At 47.9% G+C, this 21,443-nt stretch carries 20 protein-coding genes; 12 read left to right on the forward strand and 8 right to left on the reverse strand.

Features of this window, described 5'->3' with window-relative positions; all coding sequences use genetic code 11:
- The first annotated feature begins 4 nt into the window (after positions 1-4).
- The 6 genes from OEZ43_05110 (at position 5) to msrA (ending at position 5,217) form a co-directional block, all read left to right on the forward strand.
- Entirely contained in the window at positions 5-1,207 is a 1,203-nt protein-coding gene (locus OEZ43_05110; protein MDH5544948.1) for a DUF6175 family protein, read from the forward strand.
- Between the two features lie 54 nt (positions 1,208-1,261).
- Complete coding sequence (locus tag OEZ43_05115) at positions 1,262-1,843, forward strand: LPP20 family lipoprotein (GenBank protein ID MDH5544949.1); 582 nt, start codon at positions 1,262-1,264, stop codon at positions 1,841-1,843.
- Positions 1,844-1,870: 27 nt separating this feature from the next.
- Positions 1,871-2,977: a hypothetical protein gene (locus tag OEZ43_05120; GenBank protein ID MDH5544950.1), complete on the forward strand. Its 1,107-nt coding sequence runs from the start codon at positions 1,871-1,873 to the stop codon at positions 2,975-2,977.
- Positions 2,978-3,078: 101 nt separating this feature from the next.
- On the forward strand, positions 3,079-3,783 hold the full coding sequence (locus OEZ43_05125; protein MDH5544951.1) for a type 1 glutamine amidotransferase: 705 nt from the start codon (positions 3,079-3,081) through the stop codon (positions 3,781-3,783).
- A gap of 9 nt (positions 3,784-3,792) precedes the next feature.
- A complete protein-coding gene (locus tag OEZ43_05130; GenBank protein MDH5544952.1) occupies positions 3,793-4,569 on the forward strand; it encodes a methyltransferase domain-containing protein in 777 nt (258 codons plus the stop codon).
- A 15-nt stretch (positions 4,570-4,584) separates the two neighbouring features.
- Positions 4,585-5,217 (forward strand): peptide-methionine (S)-S-oxide reductase MsrA, encoded by a 633-nt coding sequence (gene msrA / locus OEZ43_05135; GenBank protein MDH5544953.1) that lies wholly within the window; start codon positions 4,585-4,587, stop codon positions 5,215-5,217.
- Here the strand turns inward: msrA and OEZ43_05140 are convergent.
- Both OEZ43_05140 and OEZ43_05145 read right to left on the reverse strand, forming a co-directional pair.
- Entirely contained in the window at positions 5,214-6,209 is a 996-nt protein-coding gene (locus OEZ43_05140; protein ID MDH5544954.1) for an HD-GYP domain-containing protein, read from the reverse strand. The genes msrA and OEZ43_05140 overlap by 4 nt on opposite strands.
- A gap of 182 nt (positions 6,210-6,391) precedes the next feature.
- Positions 6,392-7,201, reverse strand: a complete 810-nt coding sequence (locus OEZ43_05145; protein ID MDH5544955.1) for a phosphatase PAP2 family protein — start codon at positions 7,199-7,201, stop codon at positions 6,392-6,394.
- 132 nt (positions 7,202-7,333) lie between these two features.
- On the opposite strand from OEZ43_05145, the gene OEZ43_05150 reads away from it, so the two are divergent.
- Positions 7,334-7,642: a PilZ domain-containing protein gene (locus OEZ43_05150; GenBank protein MDH5544956.1), complete on the forward strand. Its 309-nt coding sequence runs from the start codon at positions 7,334-7,336 to the stop codon at positions 7,640-7,642.
- Positions 7,643-7,663: 21 nt separating this feature from the next.
- Here OEZ43_05150 and OEZ43_05155 read toward each other — a convergent pair whose 3' ends face one another.
- The gene (locus OEZ43_05155; GenBank protein MDH5544957.1) at positions 7,664-8,815 is read right to left on the reverse strand and encodes a flagellar assembly protein FlgT; all 1,152 of its coding nucleotides are present in this window, start codon (positions 8,813-8,815) and stop codon (positions 7,664-7,666) included.
- Positions 8,816-8,823: 8 nt separating this feature from the next.
- Positions 8,824-9,543, reverse strand: coding sequence for an LPP20 family lipoprotein (locus OEZ43_05160; GenBank protein ID MDH5544958.1), 720 nt, complete (start codon positions 9,541-9,543; stop codon positions 8,824-8,826).
- A gap of 288 nt (positions 9,544-9,831) precedes the next feature.
- On the opposite strand from OEZ43_05160, the gene OEZ43_05165 reads away from it, so the two are divergent.
- A complete protein-coding gene (locus OEZ43_05165) occupies positions 9,832-10,668 on the forward strand; it encodes a hypothetical protein (protein MDH5544959.1) in 837 nt (278 codons plus the stop codon).
- Between the two features lie 7 nt (positions 10,669-10,675).
- Here the strand turns inward: OEZ43_05165 and OEZ43_05170 are convergent, their stop codons facing one another.
- Positions 10,676-11,614: a bile acid:sodium symporter family protein gene (locus tag OEZ43_05170; GenBank protein MDH5544960.1), complete on the reverse strand. Its 939-nt coding sequence runs from the start codon at positions 11,612-11,614 to the stop codon at positions 10,676-10,678.
- A gap of 35 nt (positions 11,615-11,649) precedes the next feature.
- Here OEZ43_05170 and OEZ43_05175 point away from each other — a divergent pair, with 35 nt between their 5' ends.
- Positions 11,650-12,543, forward strand: coding sequence for a hypothetical protein (locus OEZ43_05175; GenBank protein MDH5544961.1), 894 nt, complete (start codon positions 11,650-11,652; stop codon positions 12,541-12,543).
- Between the two features lie 40 nt (positions 12,544-12,583).
- A complete protein-coding gene (gene uvrD, locus OEZ43_05180; protein ID MDH5544962.1) occupies positions 12,584-14,782 on the forward strand; it encodes a DNA helicase II in 2,199 nt (732 codons plus the stop codon).
- A gap of 6 nt (positions 14,783-14,788) precedes the next feature.
- Here the strand turns inward: uvrD and OEZ43_05185 are convergent, their stop codons facing one another.
- Positions 14,789-15,529 (reverse strand): DUF2236 domain-containing protein, encoded by a 741-nt coding sequence (locus OEZ43_05185; protein ID MDH5544963.1) that lies wholly within the window; start codon positions 15,527-15,529, stop codon positions 14,789-14,791.
- 150 nt (positions 15,530-15,679) lie between these two features.
- Here OEZ43_05185 and tssH point away from each other — a divergent pair, with 150 nt between their 5' ends.
- Positions 15,680-18,430, forward strand: a complete 2,751-nt coding sequence (gene tssH, locus OEZ43_05190) for a type VI secretion system ATPase TssH (GenBank protein MDH5544964.1) — start codon at positions 15,680-15,682, stop codon at positions 18,428-18,430.
- Here tssH and OEZ43_05195 read toward each other — a convergent pair whose 3' ends face one another.
- Positions 18,431-18,685, reverse strand: a complete 255-nt coding sequence (locus OEZ43_05195; GenBank protein ID MDH5544965.1) for a hypothetical protein — start codon at positions 18,683-18,685, stop codon at positions 18,431-18,433.
- Positions 18,686-18,796: 111 nt separating this feature from the next.
- On the reverse strand, positions 18,797-19,840 hold the full coding sequence (locus OEZ43_05200; GenBank protein MDH5544966.1) for a hypothetical protein: 1,044 nt from the start codon (positions 19,838-19,840) through the stop codon (positions 18,797-18,799).
- A gap of 443 nt (positions 19,841-20,283) precedes the next feature.
- On the opposite strand from OEZ43_05200, the gene OEZ43_05205 reads away from it, so the two are divergent.
- A complete protein-coding gene (locus OEZ43_05205) occupies positions 20,284-21,315 on the forward strand; it encodes a hypothetical protein (protein ID MDH5544967.1) in 1,032 nt (343 codons plus the stop codon).
- The last annotated feature ends 128 nt before the right edge of the window (positions 21,316-21,443 follow it).

The raw sequence follows: 21,443 nt of genomic DNA on the forward strand, positions 1-21,443 counted from the left end.
AAAGATGAGAGGCAGAATTGCACTCCTAATATTATTGGTCGCTATGCTTGCCGCGTGCGGCGGGAAAAAAGTCGTAAAGTCTGATGACCCTTTGCCGCAAAGTCGACAGGTTACCGAAGTCGAAAGCACCAGTTCAGCAGAAACACTGGTGCGAGCTACCGGCAAGGCCGGTTCAGTCGAAGACGCTATTGTTGATGCACAGCGAGCCGCACTTTGGTTTCTTTTGCATGCGGGTTCGAAGCCGGTATTGAAAACTGCAGCTGAAAAACAGGCATTCGCGGCAATTGAGCGAGACTTCTACAGCGCCCATTCACAATTCGTGCGTTATACCAGTGATCTGAAATCCAAACAGAAAAATGGAAACACCGTCAGCGTTGATGTGCTGGTGCGTATTGATATGAATATGTTACGTGAACATCTGGTCAGCAATAACGTGATCAAGTCGACGACAGATATGCTTGCCGAGGCAGGCTTGCCCTCTATCTCGATCGTAGCGGCTGAAACCACTGACGATACCGATCTTGCGCGGAATGTATTGGGTGAATACCTGACCGATCGAAATTACGAAGTGAACGTGGTCTCGCAGAGTGGAAAGCTGTCAGCCGTGGTCAACAAGTTGGCGCGCCTGGGTGGCAATACGGACCCCTCTTACAACTGGGCTCTGGAAGCGGGTAGCGACGTTTATATAGAAGTGAAAGTCAATACGGAGAAGGGTAAGGTCAGCGGTGTTGATACGCGTAAAGCCTCGGTCACAGCCAAAGCGTTTGAAACGTCGACCGGTATTCAGCTTGGTTCAAGTACCGGGAATTCTTCGGAAAGAGCGGCATCTGGTTTCGACGCTCTGATACAGGAAGCAGCGAATGCGGTAGCCGACAAGTTGATCTCCCAGATCCGTAAGAAGTGGAGCGGTGGGACCAAGGCATTCAAATTGGTTGTCTTCACAACGGAAGATCAAGGTGATCGCGTCGATCAATCCATATACAAGGCGTTAAAATTGCTTTCTAAGCAGCCGGTAAAAAGGGTCGCCGCGGGAAAGAGTACGTTTGACTACGTTGTGCGTACCGAAGGCCTGGCTAATGCGTTTGAATTTATGATGGCGCTGCAACAGCGTTATGGTGGACCGGGAACCATCACGCGTGAAATGGAAAACGGTGCCTTGCTGGTAGTGCGCGCCGGAGCTGGCGACGTTGATATTCAGTTTGACTAAACTCGTGAAGATTTGTGTTTGGGAATTTTAATTCAGTAAAAGGAAGGTGAATCGATGAAATTGAAACAGCTTGTAGTGTTGTCTGTCGTGGGCGTGGCCTTGTCTGCTTGCGGTGGAAAAAATGTGAAGCAGGAAGTTGCGGATTGTGTGTTTCCGAATACCGAGACTGCTGCACCGGGTTGGATTTGTGATGAACCGGTACCGGGCCTGGATGTTCAAGCCGTGGGCATCTCTGAAAAATCCGGTGCGGGCATGAGCTTCATGAAAGATATCGCTGCCGCAGATGCGCGTGGTCGTTTGGCCGAGCAGGTTAAGGTCAAGGTCAACAAGATGGTCAAGAACTACATGGGCACCACTGGACGTGGCGATTCGGAAACCGTTGATGCTGCTGCCAGCAGCACCTTAAAGACCATCTCGTCCGAAAACCTGGTGGGCTCAAAAGTATACAAGTCACGCACTGGCCCGAACGGCAGATTGTTTGTTCTTGTTGGTATAGACGAAAATGCAGCCAAGAAGATTGCTGAAACTGCATTGAAAACGAGCATGAACAATGAGAAGGCATTGTGGCAGCAATTCGTCGCGCAAAAATCACACGATGAAATGGCGGCGGAAATTGCCAAGGAATATGGTCGTTAATCGAACCGGCTTGCAGGGAATTAAACCATGGTCAGAGTCTTACTGACATTATTCGTGTTTGTGTCTGCGGGTGCGGGTGTCCTGAATGCTCAGGATGCCCGCGCTGCCGGGTATATACTTTCAGCGGAAGGGAGTGGTCCATCGCTGGATGAGGCAAAAGCCGCCGCGGTTACCGAATTGGGAAAAAGCATTATTGCGAAAGTTGAGTCTACCTTTCGTAGTGATGTGAAAGTGAACAACGATCAAGTCAATCGGGACATGCAGTCGATCAAGCAAGTGCGTTCCGATCAGCTGCTTAAAGGCGTGCGCTATAGTGGAGAACGTCAGGATGGCGAAGGCTATCATATTACTGCTGGTCTGGATCAAAGCGGCGTAAATGACACGGTTAACTATATGCGCGAGCAGCTCGACGGTGATCTGAGTGTTCGCAATCGTGAGCAGCTGGGCGCGGCATTGAAAATTGTCGATCATATGCAGGCGTTCATTTCGACTGTTCCAAAAATTGCCTTGTCTTCATTTCCTGATATCGACAAGTGGTTGGCGGATCGTCGGCACGAAATTCTGCAGCGTATGAATCAAGGGCGCGTCGAGTTTATCAGTCCTGTGCCAGAATACACTATTTCGATAGATGGTAAATCTGCGGTTTCCGGACAATATTTTCCGCCTGGACACTACCAGTTTTCTGCTAGTGCAGAAGGCTATCGCAGCTTTAATGGCACGTTCTCAGTGAGTGAGGGGGAGATTGCAAAGGTCAATCTTCCGTTTGTTAAAGTTATGGATAACAAGTCTGTGAGCCTACAGATTAGCGACGGATTTGAATTCCTGCACGATAGCCTGAAAACCATACTTGAAGATATGGGGGTAGCGATTTCCTCGGGTAGTAAACATGAAGTGAAAGTCACCATCGACGATGAAGTAAAAGACGTGGATGGTTTTTCTTCTCATAGCATTAAGGTGCAGATCGTCGCGATGAAAAACGGTAAACGGGTAAACCGGGTGCGTTTTTCAAAGAACATGACGGCGGAAAGTGGCGACCAGATCAAATTGCGTAAGACACTACAGCCGCTGGTGGAGAAGGGTATGATAGGTTTGTTCTCACGCATGGAAGTGGAAGAGTACTTTTCCGGCAAGTAAGTGGTCTGCCTTTGTTCTAATTCTACGATATCAAGACTCTGTGCCTGCTTTGAAAGGCCAGAGTCTTTGATCTCCCAATTATAAACACGCATAATCCTCCAATGAAACCAATACGTATTTTTCGACACGTAGATTGTGAAGGTCCAGGATTCTTGCAGGATTTTCTCGATGTGCAAGGCGTTCCTAGTGAATTAGTTAAGATAGACGAAGGCATGCCGGTGCCAATGACTATCGATGACGTTTCCGGTTTGGTTTTTATGGGCGGTTCGATGAGCGTTAATGACGATTTGCCCTGGATCGTGCAGGAATTGGATTTGATTCGCCGCGCCGCAAATTCAAAGTTGCCAGTACTGGGTCATTGTCTTGGTGGCCAATTGATCGCAAAGGCATTAGGTGGTCAGGTGACAGCCAATCAGGTCAAAGAAATAGGCTGGTTTGAAGTGACTCGCAGCTCAACAGCAGCCGCGCAGCAGTGGCTGGCCGATATGCCGGAGACGATGACTGTTTATCACTGGCATGGCGAAATGTTTAGCTTGCCACCGGGCGCGCAACTCATACTGGAAAACCTGAATTGCCCACACCAGGCCTTTGTCGTCGGGAATATGTTGGCCATGCAGTGTCATGTTGAAATGACTGTCGATCTGGTAAGAGAATGGGCGTCGCGGTTTGAAGATCAACTGCGCCCAGGAAGTGAAACTGTGCAAACACCAGAGCAAATGTTGGCAGGACTGGAGATGAAAGTCGAGAATCTTCAAAACTATGCCAGGCATATTTACTCACACTGGTTATCACGTGTTGCTACCTGACGTAACAATATGTCCGATATAAACTTCGATCAATTGGCTGAGCGTTTTCAGCGAAATATCTATGGTACTACCAAGGGTCGCATTCGACTGGAAATTCTCAGACGCGATTTGACCGAGGTGTTAGCTAGTGCGCGCAATTTTGAAAATGTGAAAATATTAGACGCTGGTTGTGGCATGGCTCAGATAAGCACCCATTTGGCAGAGCAAGGCCATCATGTCGTTTTGAACGATGTTTCGAAAATAATGTTGGATGCAGCACAGAAGAGTTTCGAACAAAAAGGAATGTCGCAACAATATCGACTTGTTTGTGGACCGCTACAGGATTTGCGAGCGCAACATGATGCATTCTTCGATTTGATAATGAATCATGCTGTTCTGGAGTGGACGGAGTCTCCTAAGCAGGCGCTCGACGATTTAGTCTACATGCTTAAACCCGGCGGCTACTTATCGCTAATGTTTTACAATATTCACTCGTTGGTGTTTCGTAATCTCGTGCGTGGCAATCTGTACAAAGTCGATCGCTCTGACTGGGCGGGCACGGGAGAGGGAAGTTTGACGCCAATCAACCCACTTGATCCAGATGAGGTATTCAATTGGCTGGAGCAGCATAATATGAAAATTTTATGCAAATCCGGTGTGCGGGTATTTCAAGACTACATGTCACGGCACAATCGTGAACATGTCAGTGACGATGACATCGTTGCGACAGAATTGAAATATAGTCGACAGGAGCCGTATCTGCATCTCGGTCGTTATATTCACGTCGTTTGCCAGAAATTTTCGTGAGGGGAGCCAAAAACAATGTTCGGATTTGTAAAGAAAGTTGAGATGCCTACCCGCGAGTCCGCTTTGCCTGGGAGACAAAATCCCGTTGTGGTATCGGGAACACACTTCGTTAACGGTAACAACGTGGTCATGCCTTTTCCAGAAAATATGCAAATGGCATTGTTTGGTCTCGGCTGTTTTTGGGGGGCGGAAAAGGCCTTTTGGCAACTACCCGGTGTTTTCTCAACGATGGTGGGCTATGCCGCCGGCTTTACGCCAAATGCGACTTATGAAGAAGTATGTTCTGGCATGACCGGGCACAATGAAGTGGTGCGCGTGGTATTTGATCCGAGGCAAATTAGTTATATTCAACTACTCCGTGTTTTTTGGGAGTCACATAATCCTACTCAGGGTATGCGTCAGGGAAATGATGTCGGTACCCAGTATCGATCAGGAATTTATTGTTACGATGAGGAGCAGCGATCGCTGGCGACAGACAGTAAAACCCATTATCAACAACGACTGTCAGCAAATGGACTTGGTGATATAACTACTGAAATCCTGGCGGCACCAACGTTTTATTACGCGGAAGACTATCATCAGCAATATCTTGCCAAGAATCCTAATGGCTATTGTGGGCTAGGTGGGACGCGGATTGCCTACGATTAGGCAATAGCTGAAAGCGGATTAAAAGAGAATTTGTTAACGGGTACGTGGCAAAGTATTCGGATTCCTTCCTCTTGCGACACGGCAGACAAATCGACGTCAATAAGAGGATTTAACATACGTTTTGCCTTCAGGTTATAAATCTGGCGTACCATAGGCGTCTTGACTTTTTCACTGTTCTGTTGAAACACAACACCGACGTTGCCATTGTTCAGCGCTACGAGCGTGCCCACCGGGTATAGGCCGATACAGTGTATAAATTGATTGATCAAATCCTTCGAAAAACTTCTATCTTTTTCGGCATGAATTAAAAGTAAGGCATCTGTCGCGGGACGGGCTTCTCGGTAAAGTTTGTGAGAAGTGATGGCGTCATAGGTGTCGGCAATGGCTGATATTTGTCCTGCAAGACTGATTTGTTTGTCTTTTAAACCGTTTGGGTAACCACTACCGTTGAAACGTTCGTGATGCTGCGCAACCGCCAGAACTACTTCTTCGTCAAAGTCCTCGCATGCAGATAAAATTTTCTGGGCTTTGTCGCTGTGTAGGCGAACCAGAGAAAACTCTTCATCTGTTAATCTGCCTTGTTTATACAAAATATTCGAAGGTATGAATACTTTACCCAGGTCATTCAATAAGGCGCCAACAGCAATACTTCTTACACGTGATGCGTCAAGTCCAAGAAATATGGAAAAGCGCGCGGCAATCACGGATGCGCTAATCGCATGTTTGAGCAGGTAATCATCTTTGCTCTTATTCAGGCAAAAACACACCAAGGCATCTGGGTTACGTTGGATCGATTCGATGAAGCTGTCAACAACGGGAAACAATGATTGAAAATCTGCCGGTTTACCTTTTTTGGTAACTGCAAAGACGTTGTGCACTATCGTCCAGGCCTGTTTATAAATGCCGATGGACTTACGCAATTCCTGCTCGATTGGAACGACGGACGCTCCTTGAGCGATACTTTCGAGTACTTCTTTTTGTATGACGCCCACGTTTTCCTCGCAAGACTATCTTAGAGTAGGTATAGATTTCTTGTGGATGGATCAATTGCACAAGTTAAGCATGGTTTGTTTGTGAGGAATAGCCTGCTCTGGCGTTTCTGAGAAGGACTTGGCGCAAAAGGTCGCGCCCGGGTAAGTATTGCAATTCTAATAATTTTTTGTTTAAAACAGGGCTAAAATTGTTGAGAGAAATTCAACCCAAAAACGTCTGATGAACGAAAGGGCGTAAGCTGTATCGGCGTCTCTTTAGTGCGATGTAATCTGGGAATATTGTAGCCTACGGTAGTTCCCCAGAGGATGCCGGTGATAACGTCGCTTAGAAAGTGTTTTCCCCCTTCGACTCGCAACCAGGAACCTGCGGCTATACCGATAATGGCACCTCCCCAGACCAGCTTTTTGTTCTGAGACTGAGGATAATAGTCGCTAAACACCGTTGCGCTGAATATCAGGCTGGCAGAAATTGTTGCCGCATGACCGGAAAAAAAAGAACGGGTGGCATCAGCATCCAATTTGGCCGTAAGAGGCGCCTCGCTACCGTAGGTAAAAGGTCGGTAGCGAATGATATTGCCCTTGGCGACCGAGGTGCCACCGAGAGTTAAAGCGAGGGTCTCGGCATACATTAGGCCTAAAGTCAGAAAGTCCTCTTTTTCTTTAAATAAAAAAACCGTTGGTGTAAGCATGCTCACGCCGAGGACAGCATCGCTGATATGTTGCGCCGTAGGATTCCAGAAGCCAGTATTGTATCGGTCTAACCAGGGTATGCTGTGTTTGTCGAGCGCGCTTAAGGATTGCGGCGTCGGTGTTTCCTTATTCATATCTGCAAAAAGTCCGGCGATACCTAAGGCGCTGGCACCGACGAGCAAGTGAATTTCTGAACGCTTGTCGAGTTTATATGGCGATGCCTGCACTACTGATATGTCGACAAAAACAGACATGATCACGAAAAGGAAAATTCTTGACGTCCGCCAAACACGACTTTTCATTGATAAGACTCGCTGTATTATTCGATTGTTTTAGAATGATACCGCAGTCGATATCTTTCCATAAAGAGAGTATTTGAATCCGGCACGAAAATTGGTTCGTCCAGCCTTTAAGTTATCGTCTGGGGGATGATTATGTACGATAGTTCGGTTAGGGAAAAGCGAAACTATTTTCGCATTCAGCTAAATTGTCCGGTGAAATTATGGAAGACAGAGTCGGCAGCGCGATTTAGCGGCGTCTGCATTAATATGAGCATTAAAGGCATACTCATCGAATTGGATCAACCGGTTCGCCAGGGGGATAAGTTACACATATTGATTGAGCCGGGTCTTGATATTTCACCACCCTTAACCGGAATAGTGGACGTTTTGCGTGTCGAACGAGACTGCTTGCGAAATCGCTATAAGATTGCCGGAACGCTGGAAACTGAGGTGGTTGTATAAGTCGTCGATTAGGGTGTTATATCAGCGACCAAATCGGATGATATCGCCTGGAAAGAGTTGCGCTTTATCGATTTCGAGACGACCTACTGAGAATAATGGTTGTACCTGTTCAACGGCTAGCGTTGCTACAGGGGTCTCGCGTCGACCTAAAAAGAATTCCTTTTGGGTGAAACGTATAGGGTCAGGCGATAGTCGGTAAGTCATCAGGGTATCGCCAACCTCGACTAACGATGTGGCTCCTGCATTGAAGATAATCTCGTTACCGGAAATTTGTACGATGCGCGCGGTGAAAGGGATCATTTGCAAATTATTGCGTATCATTTCTACATGTCTATTCATGATTTCACTCATGGCTTTGCCGTAAGCGCTATGCATAAACGTCTTGTTTGTAATCCATGCCCGGGCGTCTGATAAAAGGCTAACACCTTCAACTGTTTTACTGAATCGATGGTTGGCGATACGCGCGCCTGAGACGCCATCATGAATAAACAGCTCTATGTCGATATCGCGTTGATCAAACACCAGACCATCACGTTTTTCCATGCTGTGAATTACACCGCTTACAATGATCTGCACGTCTAATTTGTCGGCTAGAACGGCGTAAGTCTCTGGGTCATCAAATTTGTAACCGGGATTGTCTCGCGAAATCAGATATTGCGTGCCATCTTCACCGAGAAAGGAACCGCTACTTTCCAGTCTACCTAGCAACTCCCTCGGCCAATCCTGTTCTATGCCTGGAAAGTCGATCACGTGTTGTTTTTTGATAATATCGAATTGCAGTATGGCAACTTTTTTTCGATATCGTGCGGCAGGCGAAGAAGGTCGCGAGCCATCGCGGGGAATCTTTGCTCGAATATGTACGTGATACACATCCTTCTCTGCCCATTCCTGTAATACCTTAACATCTTCAACGCGACTGGCTGCATTGACGCGTGTGCTTTCGATTAGCAATACACTGGACGATGTTAAGGTGGTGCTGTCTATTTCAGATTTGAATTGCGTGGCCGCCTGACGCATCGCATTTTTAATAGCCTGCTCTCTAGCCATTCCCACAGCGCCATCCTTGATGACTGCGCTGCCTTGTGCCTCCACGATCGTATCCGCTGAAACACTAAACGCCAATATCAAATTGGCGATCAGGCAGAAAATGATTTGCGAGACTATCGTCGGCATTTAGCGTGTTACTCTGATTGATAGTAGAAATTCTTGGTCGCAATATGATTTGCACTGTTTCCGCTTGCTGGTGCTGGCATATTGCTACTCATAATGAATTCGGCCTGCTGCGCGTTGTCTTTTGGTTGGTTTGCGGCATCAGTACATTCGTCGTCTCTTGAATTAGGAAGCGTTGCGGTCAACAGTCGTTGATCGACGTTGACTTCAACAGTTGTTTCATAACTGCCGTCTTCATGTGGATTTTCTGCGATAACTCTGGCGCCTTGCAGAGTCGTATCAATGTAGACTCTGAAACGGTCTTTTTCGACGACCATATCGCCCAAAGTGGTTCCGCCCCAGATCTGAACACCACGTATACGTTCAGCCAGGCTTCGGTAGGCATCAACTTTTGCCGCACGCATCGCCATCAGTCTGCGTTGCGGATCGGAATAAAAACTTTTGGGAGGTGCGCCGTATCCAGTTGCTCTGACTCGAACACTAGGAACCTTTCTACCATTTAGATTGATGTAGTGACCATCTGCGGTACAGTTGACTTCGGCCATTTTTGCCGCGGCAGATGCGTTATCCTGCATGGAGACAGCCACGGGAGATTTCTCCTTCGCTGAAGTTAGTTCCTTGCCTTGCGCTACTTGCTTCTCCTTGGGATCGTCGGGAAGTGTATAGTGTGTGCAAGCGGCAAAGAGTGTCGCTAGCGTGAACAAACCTGCCGTTTTAATAACCGAGTGCATTGATGGTACTCCCTCAAAATGTGTGAAAAGCGCCTGGTTCATGCTTTTCACGGAATCGATATAACGCTCAAACATAAAATTGCAAAGTGCATACCAAGGGTGTTAGGAAAGTGTAACAAGGTGTTTACGACAGCGCTTAACGCAAACATTGCGCCGTTTTAGTTTTGACTTGGCTCGGTTTTTGTAAATATTTTTACCGAAGGATTTATGGGAAAGGATTCCAATTCCAGTTAATGAGTACTTAGTTACCTGTATAAGTACACGCAATTTCGGGAAATGAAACAATACATGAAAGCACTACTACGGTATCGCCTGCAAAAACACTTTCTGATCGCCAGTTTATCTGTCATGTCTGGTTCTGCACTGGCAGATAGTTGTTATAGCGCAATCGACTATATCAAGCCAGAAGCGATAAAAGCCAAGCGTGCGCTGTACTTGTTAGTTGACCAAACAACGCCGCTAAGTGGCGAGATGCGGCAAAATGTTACCGATCTGCTGAAAAGTTGGGGTAAGCCAGGTGATGTCGTTAAGGTGGGCGTTTTTTCGGCCAACATGCAAGGGCGCTTTCCCAAGGTTACGTTTGATCGTAGGGCAGACAATCCACCGAGTGAAAAATATTTGTGGCAGCTGCGTTGGCAGGACAAAAAGGATTTGCTCGCCTGTTTGGAACAGCAGCAGTCTAATTTTCAGGACGAGGTGAAAAACGCCATTTCCGAAGCGGTGGAAAAATCCAATTCCACTATTCCGAAAACGGAATTGCTGTTTAGTTTGAAGCGACTTTCCCGTGCAATGATAGTGAAAGAGGAAGCCGAGCATCCCGTTGTCTTTCTTGTGAGCAACGGCATGGAAAATAGTACTGACTTTTCTTTTTATCGTGGCACTGTGATTAATAAGCTACCGACGTTGCAAATCATTTCCAAGATACGTCGCAAGGGACTCATGGGTTTTTGGCGTGGTGCCGATGTCTATATATACGGACTTGGCGTTATTGAAAATAGGAAAGCCTATATCAAAGGAAATCAGCTCAAAGATCTTGAAGATTTCTGGGAGCGCTATTTCGTCGAAGGCGGTGGCAAAGTAAAAGCCATAGGTTTGCCCGAGTTGCTTATTTCCTCTATCGAATAGACCATACTTAATCAAACGCGGCAAATTCGCGTTTCATTTTTCCCCGTCGAAGAAAGGCCGTCATCCCCGCTGCAGTGATGATGCACCACACGGCGAATATTGCCCCCGGTAAAGCGGTTTCCGGTTCGAAATGCTTTAACGCCAGTGCAACTCCTAGCCCGGCATTCTGCATTCCAATTTCTATCGACAAGGCGATCTTGTGTCGACGATTGAAGCGAAATAAGCGAGCCAATTGCCAACCGACTATATAGCCCCAGGCATTAACAATAATGACGGTAATTAACAAAGTAGGGCCAAGTTCTACCAGGCGAGTTTGATTTGCGGCAACGGCGTAGCTGCAAATGACAACAATAGCAAGAACCGCAATAGCTGGCGCTGCATTGACCACTGGTTGTGCCTTATCGCCCAGAACATGTTTCAAACTGATACCGGTGAGTAAGGGTAGCAATACAGTAAGCAATATGGTTTTCATCATCGGCCAGAACTCAATCGGCAAAAATGCGCCGCCGAGCCATTGCACTAAAGCCGGTGTGAGTATCGGAGACAACATGGTTGCAACCGTAGTCAAGGCGATTGAATATGCGAGCGCGCCACCGGCAAGATACACCACAACATTGCTGGCCATAGCGCCCGGCGCACAGGCAACAATAATCAGACCTATCGCGACTTGAGGTTCAAGCTGGCTGAACCAGGCTGCTGCAAATCCGAGAGCCGGCATGATGGTGTATTGTGCAAGAAGTCCAAGCGAAATTTTCCCCGGTTCTTTTACCGTAGTCTTGAGGTCGTCCAGCTCCAGGACCATGCCTAGAGAAAACATCGTCGCGGCAAACATCCACAGAAATACATCTTTAAAGATCAAAAAACTGGGGGGATAGATAAAGGCGATGACTGCGCCTGCTGCAGTAAGCGGTGCCAGCTGATTGCTAATGCTCTGTAGTATTTTCAATTCCCTGTCCTTGATAATCAAAAAGAACAATGACGATGAATAAGCGAGTGATACGCAATCTCATTTTCCTGGCCATAATGTTGTCATCTAGTATGCCCCATGCCGGCATACTCGACAAACGCGATCTCTGTCAGCGCGCCATTCAGATGCAGTGTTTATTTCCGGATAGCCTGCATTTAATCACAGAAATTCCCGGCGATTTGTTTGCTACCGCTATCTATCCCTTTAGTCACGAACGTATCTACCGCACCGGATTTGATTTCGCCTCGACACTGGCGCTGATGCCTGCGGATGAACCGCTGACACGCGGTATTTGGCGTATCCGTGATTGGGGAGGCGAGTGGGGTTTACGGCCAAAGACGCATCAAGACTGGTACATCCCCGGTTTTCTTTTTTATGATTCCATCATGACGTATGCCTTGCCGGCGATGTATGTGGGTGCAGCACTGGCGAATAATCGGCGCCTGTATCGCGCATCGTATTTTGGTATGAAGGTATGGGCCTATACTATTGCTGTACCGTTGCCGTTCCGTTACGCGGTGCAACGCTCTTATCCCAGTGCAAGTGACGGGGGCTGGAATAGTCCGTTTGAATTTCACTCCCGCGATGCCTACGACAGGAATCAGGCGGTAATCGATGGCCTGGGGGCGTTTCCCTCGTTTCGCGCGGCAATGTGGTTTGGTCTGGCCGATGTCTTTGCATCCGAATATCAACACGCTTGGGCCTGGTATAGTGCCGCAACCGCATTGACCTTGCTCGCCGATCATGGCCACTGGGCGACCGATCTGCTGTTTGGCGCATATATTGGGTTGAGCGTCTCGCAAAGTGTACGCACCCGATACCGTTACAACGAAGGCGGTTTTTTCGAAATACGCCCGTTTTTCGCCGGTGGCACAGCGGGCGTGCGTATGGAATGGCTATACGATTAGGCGCCTGAACCCGCGCCGACTTCTGGTACAATACCGCCCCATGGATGTTTCCCACATACTCGATCCCCTTAATGATGAACAGCGCGACGCGGTAACCACCCCGCCGGGTAACGTGCTGGTGCTCGCTGGCGCGGGTAGCGGCAAAACCCGAGTGTTAGTACATAGAATCGCCTGGAATATCGTGACCGAGGGGGTTTCCCCCTATAGCATTCTGGCTGTGACCTTTACCAATAAGGCCGCCGCCGAGATGCGTGGGCGTATTGAAAGATTGCTGGATATTCCGGCGGGCGGGATGTGGGTCGGTACCTTTCACGGACTAGCCCATCGTCTGTTACGCGCGCATTTCGAAGAAGCCGGTCTACCCAAAGGATTTCAGATTCTCGATTCCGATGACCAACACCGATTGGTCAAGCGCGTATTACGTTCCCTGGAACTGGACGAGGCCAAATGGCCTGCGCGGCAACTACAGTGGTATATCAACGGCAAGAAAGACGAAGGTATCCGGCCCGAGCACATCGATGGCCGTGGCGATCCGGTCGAGGCCACATATCAAAAAGTCTATCAGGAATACGAACAACGCTGTGCCGCTGGTGGCATGGTCGATTTTGCCGAATTGCTCTTGCGCGCCCACGAGTTATGGCTCAAACGCCCCGATGTACTGGATCACTATCGCAAGCGTTTTCGCTGCATTCTTGTCGACGAGTTTCAGGACACCAACACAATTCAATACGCCTGGCTGCAATTACTCGCCGGTAAGCAGGGCAATATCTTTGTCGTTGGCGACGACGATCAATCTATCTATGGTTGGCGCGGCGCAAAGGTAGAAAACATTCATCGCTTTCAACGAGATTTTCCCGATGTGCGGGTTATTCGTCTTGAACAAAACTATCGTTCCACCGGGCATATACTGAATGCCGCCAATAAATTGATAGCGAATAATGCGGATCGCATGGGTAAAAATCTATGGACAGAGAGTGGCGAAGGGGAGCCGATACGCTTTTATTCTGCCTACAATGAGCAGGACGAAGCACGTTTCGTAGTGGATACGATTCAGCAATGGGTACGTGATGGCAATATGCGTAAGGAAACGGCTATTTTGTACCGTTCCAATGCGCAGTCACGTGTGCTTGAAGAAGCCTTGTTAATGCAAGGCGTTCCGTATCGTGTGTACGGTGGCATGCGGTTTTTCGAACGCATGGAGATCAAGGATGCATTGGCTTATTTGCGCCTGGTATCCAATCGTCACGATGATGCGGCTGTGGATCGCGTGATCAACGTACCACCGCGTGGCATAGGTGAACGCACAGTGCAGATGATACGAGATCGGGCGCGTGAATCTCATATGAGTATGTGGGCAGCGGCGGAATCCATCGTGCAAAACAAAGAAGTGCCTGCGCGTGCGCTCAATGCCTTGAATACCTTTCTCGAACTCATTGTAGAGCTGGATAATGATGTCAACGAATTGCTTATCGGCGATATGCTGGAACACATTGTCGACTATACCGGCCTGCTTGATCACTATAAAAAAGAAAAAGGTGAAAAAGGTCGTGCGCGTATAGAAAATATCGAGGAATTGGTCAATGCCGCGAGGCAGTTTGAAGATGACTTTCTGGAAGAGGAAGTCGATGATGAAACAGGCGAGGCTGCGCTAGATCCCTTGCTGGAGTTTTTGTCCTATACCGCATTGGAAGCTGGAGAAAGCCAGGCAGGTCCGGGGGATGACTGCGTGCAACTGATGACGCTGCATTCGGCTAAGGGACTGGAATTTCCAATGGTCTTTTTAGTTGGTATGGAAGAAGGACTTTTTCCCCATGAACTGTCTATAGAAGAACCCGGTCGACTCGAAGAAGAGCGACGTCTGTGTTATGTCGGCATTACCCGTGCTGAGCAACAGTTATATATTACGGCTGCCGAGCATCGACGTTTGTATGGGCGCGACAGTTACAACCTGCCTTCACGTTTCGTCAATGAAATTCCACGCGACAGCATCGTTGACATTCGACCTAAGGCACAGGTAACGCGCCCTATGAGCGCTTCATCCTTTACCTCGCGTCTTGATGATCTCGATCAGAGTATTAACGGATTTCATATTGGTCAGCGAGTTATGCATCCAAAATTTGGCGAAGGTATTCTGGTTAATTGTGAAGGCAATGGGCAACACGCCAGAGTGCAGGTGAATTTCGAGGAAGTTGGGCAGAAGTGGCTGGTTTTGGCCTATGCGAATTTGCAGGCGTCCTGATTAATTTCATGCGGCCTTGATAGTGGTTTGTTTTTTCTTTTCTCTCGCCAGCATCGTGAGCGCAGGTAGGAATTTTACCAATAAGATTGAGGTGCTTGACGGGGCTTGCAGGCGCAGTGTACGCCGAATGTTTTCATCAAATGTCGCGCGCAACACCTGGCGTACGAGGTGGCTCGCAATTGGTGGAAACGCCAGTCTGGGTGTTTCATTGAGTGACAGTTGAGCCAGTTTCCGTCCCTGTTCGCTGTAACGCATAAAACGGTGTTCGTAGTCCTGCTGAAAGCCAAGCCATTCTTCTTCATTGCGGCATAACTGACTAAGCCCCATGCGCCGGCCAATTTCATTCCAGAAATCAATCACGGATTGCTTGTTGTCTGCAGAGATTTGCGTTTTTTCATAGCGCATATTCCAACGAAAAGGCTCAAGAAAAAAACAACACAATACGTAACGATAGGCATCGTTATCGGCGTCCACTTTCGAGTGTGACACGTTGATATGTCTTATCGCCTTTTGGCCCTGCTCACTATTTATGCCGTACCAAATCAAATCACGAATCAATAATCGCGTTCGTTGCAGGCGCTGAAACGTATGATGTCGCAGATCTGAAAAGTCATAAAGTTTCTCGACGAGATGGGCAATAGCCATAGGACGAAAAAGCGCAAGATAGCTGCCAAAACGAAACGCCAGCGGATGCCGGCAATAATAGAGTGAATAAATCAGGTTTTCCTCGACAGCGGATTTGCTCACAAATCCCTCTCCTGCGCATCTAAGTAACGAATACAGATATAAATAAGTTACAACCTGGTGCAGGCATCATAGCAAATTTGTATGGGTGCTTGTTTCGTTTCTTTCACAGGCGTAGCATGAAATAAAAGGTACAGTGGAAGGAGCCCCTATATGTCAGCACTCGATTTGCGCGCCCTGATTAGCAAACTCAATCCGTATACACGTAAGACAGTGGAAGCAGCGCTTGGTGTCTGTGTTTCGCGCAATCATTATGAAGTATTGATCGAACACTATCTCGCGCAATGCCTGGATGATGATAATAGCGACATCACCTTGTTACTCCGTCATTATGATGTTGATCTCAGTACCTTCAAGCGCGGTATCACGCACATACTGGAAAAACAAAAAAGTGAAAACCGCAGTCAGCCGGTTTTTTCCCGTCTATTTGTCGAGTTATTGCAGGAAGCATGGCTTATGGCGTCAGTGGAAAAAACCGCCACGCAGTTGCGTGGTGCGGCAATTTTCGCGGCCCTGGTATTGAACGCTGATCGGTACGCGCCGGATGCCTATTACGACATACTCAAACAAATTCCTGTGGATGATTTGCGACGGCACTATCTGGATTATGTTGGCGCCTCCAAAGAGGGTGGTGGTGCAGTGCGTGGCGAATCTGGTGCGCCGATGCCTGAGGGCGGCGGTGCGGCGATGCAGCAGTTTGCGATCAATTTTACCCAACAGGCACGAGATGGAAAGATAGATCCTGTATTCGGGCGTGAAGTCGAAATTCGCCAGATGATAGACATACTCAGTCGCCGCCGCAAAAACAATCCAATCGTTGTCGGAGAAGCCGGTGTGGGTAAAACGGCAGTGGTCGAGGGTCTTGCGCTGAAGATAGTAAACGGTGATGTTCCTGAGGTTTTACGCAATGTCGAAATCTATGGTCTTGATATTGGGCTGTTGCAGGCCGGTGCGAGTGTAAAAGGTGCGTTCGAAGAAAGACTCAAGGCGTTTATTGATGAAGTGAAATCATCTGCTGTACCGGTTATAACTTTCATCGACGAGGCGCATACCTTGATCGGTGCCGGTGGTCCGTCTGGCGGTAGTGACGCCGCAAATCTACTAAAGCCCGCTCTGGCCCGTGGCGAACTGCGTACCATCGCCGCGACGACGTGGTCGGAATATAAAAAATATTTCGAGAAAGATGCGGCACTGGCGCGACGTTTCCAGGTTGTTCGCGTAGAAGAACCGGATATCGATGGGGCCACTCTGATTATGCGCGGACTACGCGCGAACTACGAAAAGGCGCATGGTGTTTACGTGCGTGATGATGCCGTGGTGGCGACCGCAGAATTGGCTGCCCGCTATATCTCAGGACGCCAGTTGCCGGACAAATCGGTAGATCTTTTGGATACGGCGTGCGCGAGGGTAAAGATCAGTATTAGTGCTCGTCCGGAACAGCTCGACGATCTTTACAAGGAAAAAGAGGCCTTGCTGCGCGAAATAAATGCGTTAAAACGAGACACTGAAAACGATCAGCAAGTCTCGACAAGTTCATTGAATAGCGCACAAGAGCAACTCGCCACCATTGATGACGGAATTGCCTCTCTGGAAGACAGGTGGCAAAAGGAAAAGGCGCAGGTTTCCGAAATTATTAATTTGCGCCAACAGATTTCCGCTTTGCAGAAAACACCAGTAGCGGATTCGAACCAGAAAGGTGAGGCGTCAACGCAAACGGAAGTTGCTCAAACATCATCCTCTGACCAGCGCGATGTACAACAGTTACGAAAAGCGTTGGTGGAAAAAGAAGCCGCCTTGCGTCAATTGCAAGGTCAACATCCTCTTATTCACTACCAGGTAACACCGGCCGTAGTCGAGCGCGTGGTGTCGGACTGGACAGGTATTCCTGTCGGCAATATGGTACAGGATGAAGCCAAGGCGATATTGGAGCTGGATGCCCGATTGCAGCAACGAATCAAGGGACAGGACCACGCGCTGGCGCGAATTGCTGAAGCGATACGTGCCTCGAAATCCGGATTGGCAAATCCGAAAACGCCTATCGGTGTGTTTCTGCTAGTCGGTCCGAGTGGTGTGGGTAAAACGGAAACCGGATTGGCGATAGCGGAACAGCTGTTTGGTGGTGAACGGTTTACCGTATCGGTGAATATGTCGGAGTTTCAGGAGAAACACACCGTCTCTCGCTTGATCGGATCGCCGCCGGGTTATGTTGGATACGGAGAGGGTGGCGTTTTGACCGAGGCTGTGCGCCAACGTCCCTATAGCGTGGTGTTACTTGACGAGGTTGAGAAGGCCGATCCGGAAGTCATGAATCTTTTCTATCAGGTTTTTGATAAAGGCGTATTGTCTGATGGTGAAGGACGCGTAATAGATTTTAAGAACACGATTATTCTGCTCACCAGCAATCTCGCTACCGATGAGATTATGGAAATGACAGACCCGGAATTGCCACCACCTTATGAAACAGTAATGGAAAACATAAGGCCAACGCTGAGCAAGCATTTCAAACCAGCGCTGTTGGCGCGTATGGATGTCATACCGTACTTCCCTATCGGGCGCGACGCTATGCGAGACATCGTTGCGATAAAATTGAACGTGTTGAAAAAACGGTTGCAAAACACAAGGCAAATTAAACTGGATTATCACGATCGCGTTCTGGATCAAATCGTTCAGCGTTGCACCGAGGTAGATACCGGGGCGCGCAATATTGACTACATCGTCAATCACAATTTAATGCCGCGTATTTCGACTCAGATTCTGCAACAGTTTGCCGGTGGTGGCAGTGTGTCACGTTTACAAATCGACGTAGATAAAAAAGGCGATTTTAGTTTGTCGTTTCTGGATGAGAGCAAACCAGGAAAGAGAAAATCTCAGAAGAAAAAAGAGGCTGCACCGGAGTTGGCATGACTACGCCCAGTCATCAATCGTCCGCCCTTTTGCAGGCTCGGCATCGTTTACAGCGAGTTTGGCCGCTCTGACTACGAAGTCGCGCCCTTGCTGCTGATCGTAGTCGCCATGTCGCGCCAGACTCTCCGCGTGACCGTGCTGCGTGATCTGATTACGCAGTGCGCTCATATAGGCATTGGGGCGCGAAGTATACCCGGGCATTTGTGAGACATGCATGCCTGGGAGTACAACATTGAAATTTGTAAACATGGCCATTCTATGAGCATACCGGAAATGGCTTTCTTAAGGCGTGACAAGTTTCTCAGACCATCGGCTTGATACAATCTGAAAAAACCGGCAATTATTGATATTTTGCGAAAGTGCGAGCTATTTCGCTAAACTGGATTTCAATTTTTCCAGCTCATCTTCGACTTCGTCAGGCAGAAATTCCCCACCAGAGCCGGTATAGGAAAACAACAAATATTCCCGGTATTCCTGATAGCAGCGTTTCGCGTAAGGGTGTTTCTGATGGTTCAACATGCATTCCATCAAATACATATCGGCCAGAGAAAAGAAGTAGGCGTAGTCCAGTGAGCGATCTGACACTGCCAGCCAAAAGAGAATTTTGGGTAGTTCCGGCGAATCCGGGTGGTCGTTCAAAAAGTGATAAAGCTGGCCTCGCAACCAAACCCTTGAGACTTCCTCTTCCGGGCGAAGAATCAAATCCGACAAGGGTTGATCGAGTTTACCCAGGTAGAGGTTAACGTATTTTTGCAAGGTATCGAAATCGGCGCGGTTGACTTTGCTCAGCCCATTTTGTTCGAGTGACTGCAAGCCATAAATCATAGCGACAAGTTGATCTTTCGTGTCCGAGGCTGGTTTTAGCGTTTTGAGATAGGCTTGTAGGCGATTTGCTCCTTCACCCGGACGATTGTAAATCTGAGCATAAATGGTTACCAGGCGTCGATACGAGGTTAGCAAAGCGGTTTCAGAATGTTTATTACCGCTTTTTAAGAAGGCATCGTAATATTGTTCTGCCAGTTCGTAATTGCGCGTGAAATAGTTGAACTCCGCGTAAGCCAGATCATCAGGAAAGCTCTGGCGTTCTGCGCCTGAAAACAAGGTCCGTAGCGCACTATCCTGTGTGTGGCAAGAAGTGCATACCTCACCAAGAGAGGCTAGTCGGTTAGTGGCGTATTCCCAGTTTTGACGGCTAATCGCAGACTGCGTCTTCTCCAGATAATCGAGTATCAGGGAATATGAAAGCTTGTATGTGGTGGATTTTTGATTCAAATGAGGACCGGCTTCACGAAAATAACGCAACATATTCGCAGTGCCTTTTTCCAGATTTTGCTTATGAGTCGCTGTGAGCTTGTCGCGTTGCAAAGCGTCTGGATAAAGCTTAATCATCTCTTTGCCTATGGCACTCATGCTCTCGTTTAAGGAGGAGGATGCATGAACAATAGAAACTGTTGTGAGGGACAGACAACATAGGCCAAAGACTAAGATGTTGTAAACGCGGTTCATGAGCTAGTCCTAATACTAAGTTTAATCACCTGCGGGTATTCACAAACCCCGCAGCCCTTTTATGTTCCCGTCTGCAGCTGCTGAAAGGCGTAATATTGTCGAAAGCCTTACCAAGTTAAGATGTGCCAGACAGTTCGAATTACTAAAGCAAGGAACGAACCTGTTGGCGGGGCTTTTGCAACACCCAATGTTCGCAAATTTTGCTGCTTCGGGCCGAAAATTTCAGTCTCAGTTTAGCGGCAATTTGCAAAATATTCACGGACTTTCAACAGGTTAAATGCGTCTGATTTTCGAGCTTTGTGAGGTTTTTCTTAAAATCCGGCACGATATAGGCCGACACTATAGTTATGAAGAAAATGATTTTGGCAGTCTTGCTACCCGTACTGCCACTTACAGCATACGCTGATGCAAACGTTAATACCGATGCAGGAAGCAGCATGCCCGCGCTAACCGCCCTGGTAGATGAAACCCACGACTTCGTGAGCAATCAGATTACCGATTGGATAGACAATGTCGATCAGTTTTTTGGCGAGGAAAAATTTCTGGATCGGGAGAACGGTTCACAGTTATTGGTCCGCTATCAGGCAACATATGATAATGCCAGTATGTTGTATGAGCCCAAGCTACGTATACGTATTGATCTCCCGCGAACTAAGCAAAAACTGCGCTTGATGATTGAAACCAGAGAGGCTGATCAAGGTGGCGCGTCAGTCGATGATAATGCATCCGGGTTGTCGAGTGGCACAAATAGTTCTGAACCTGATTTCTTTTCCACGGCGCTACAACTGGTTATTACTATGAGTGATGATGTGCAGTTAAATGCACGTACAGGTATCGCATTTCGAGATGGCCTTGACCCTTTTGGACTGCTGAGCGGTTACGCAAGAAAATCCCTGGGTGCGTGGAACGTTCGCGCTTCTCAATACATTTATCAGTACGCCAGAGCAGGTTTTGGAGAAGAGACAATTTTTGATGTTGACCGAAAGCTTTTCGACAATATGTTGTTGCGCTTTAGTAGTAATCTCAATTGGTGGTATTTAGCTCGACAATTTGAGGCGTCACAGTCAGCGTCTTTGATTACCAGTTTTACGCCTAGCTTTGCTGTGTCATTCAACGCTGTATCAGAGCAAGCATCATCTGGCGGTTGGCATAATAGCAACAATTTCATTTTTACATCTGCAAGGTGGCGGTTTTACAAGAAGTGGGCTTTTCTGCAATTGACGCCACAACTAACATTTCGCCCGGAAGACTATAAACCCGATCCCAGTATAACGCTGGGTTTAGAGATGTTGTTTGGTCGCAGTGTCGACAGACAGAACTTTCCTCACAGGCCTAAAAAAATGGAAACCCTGGAAGGCCCTCAACGCCGATATCACTAACGTTCGTTGGTAGATCTTAAGCAAAAACTCATGGATTAATCATATGCTTAGCACATGTGCTGGCTGGACAAAACAGCGTCTGTGTAGCATACTTGGCGCGAAAATTTGTCATCTGAAGGTGTGTAAAC

It is taken from the genome of Gammaproteobacteria bacterium (assembly GCA_029881255.1).
Taxonomy (GTDB): domain Bacteria; phylum Pseudomonadota; class Gammaproteobacteria; order S012-40; family S012-40; genus JAOUMY01.

Excerpts from the sequence above, each read along its gene's own strand:
- OEZ43_05110 (MDH5544948.1), top strand. The coding sequence starts at position 5 with ATGAGAGGCAGAATTGCACTCCTAATATTATTGGTCGCTATGCTTGCC.
- OEZ43_05115 (MDH5544949.1), top strand. The coding sequence starts at position 1,262 with ATGAAATTGAAACAGCTTGTAGTGTTGTCTGTCGTGGGCGTGGCCTTG.
- OEZ43_05120 (MDH5544950.1), top strand. The coding sequence starts at position 1,871 with ATGGTCAGAGTCTTACTGACATTATTCGTGTTTGTGTCTGCGGGTGCG.
- OEZ43_05125 (MDH5544951.1), top strand. The coding sequence starts at position 3,079 with ATGAAACCAATACGTATTTTTCGACACGTAGATTGTGAAGGTCCAGGA.
- OEZ43_05130 (MDH5544952.1), top strand. The coding sequence starts at position 3,793 with ATGTCCGATATAAACTTCGATCAATTGGCTGAGCGTTTTCAGCGAAAT.
- msrA (MDH5544953.1), top strand. The coding sequence starts at position 4,585 with ATGTTCGGATTTGTAAAGAAAGTTGAGATGCCTACCCGCGAGTCCGCT.
- OEZ43_05145 (MDH5544955.1), bottom strand. The coding sequence starts at position 7,201 with ATGAAAAGTCGTGTTTGGCGGACGTCAAGAATTTTCCTTTTCGTGATC.
- OEZ43_05150 (MDH5544956.1), top strand. The coding sequence starts at position 7,334 with ATGTACGATAGTTCGGTTAGGGAAAAGCGAAACTATTTTCGCATTCAG.
- OEZ43_05155 (MDH5544957.1), bottom strand. The coding sequence starts at position 8,815 with ATGCCGACGATAGTCTCGCAAATCATTTTCTGCCTGATCGCCAATTTG.
- OEZ43_05160 (MDH5544958.1), bottom strand. The coding sequence starts at position 9,543 with ATGCACTCGGTTATTAAAACGGCAGGTTTGTTCACGCTAGCGACACTC.
- OEZ43_05165 (MDH5544959.1), top strand. The coding sequence starts at position 9,832 with ATGAAAGCACTACTACGGTATCGCCTGCAAAAACACTTTCTGATCGCC.
- OEZ43_05175 (MDH5544961.1), top strand. The coding sequence starts at position 11,650 with ATGAATAAGCGAGTGATACGCAATCTCATTTTCCTGGCCATAATGTTG.
- uvrD (MDH5544962.1), top strand. The coding sequence starts at position 12,584 with ATGGATGTTTCCCACATACTCGATCCCCTTAATGATGAACAGCGCGAC.
- tssH (MDH5544964.1), top strand. The coding sequence starts at position 15,680 with ATGTCAGCACTCGATTTGCGCGCCCTGATTAGCAAACTCAATCCGTAT.
- OEZ43_05195 (MDH5544965.1), bottom strand. The coding sequence starts at position 18,685 with ATGGCCATGTTTACAAATTTCAATGTTGTACTCCCAGGCATGCATGTC.
- OEZ43_05200 (MDH5544966.1), bottom strand. The coding sequence starts at position 19,840 with ATGAGTGCCATAGGCAAAGAGATGATTAAGCTTTATCCAGACGCTTTG.
- OEZ43_05205 (MDH5544967.1), top strand. The coding sequence starts at position 20,284 with ATGAAGAAAATGATTTTGGCAGTCTTGCTACCCGTACTGCCACTTACA.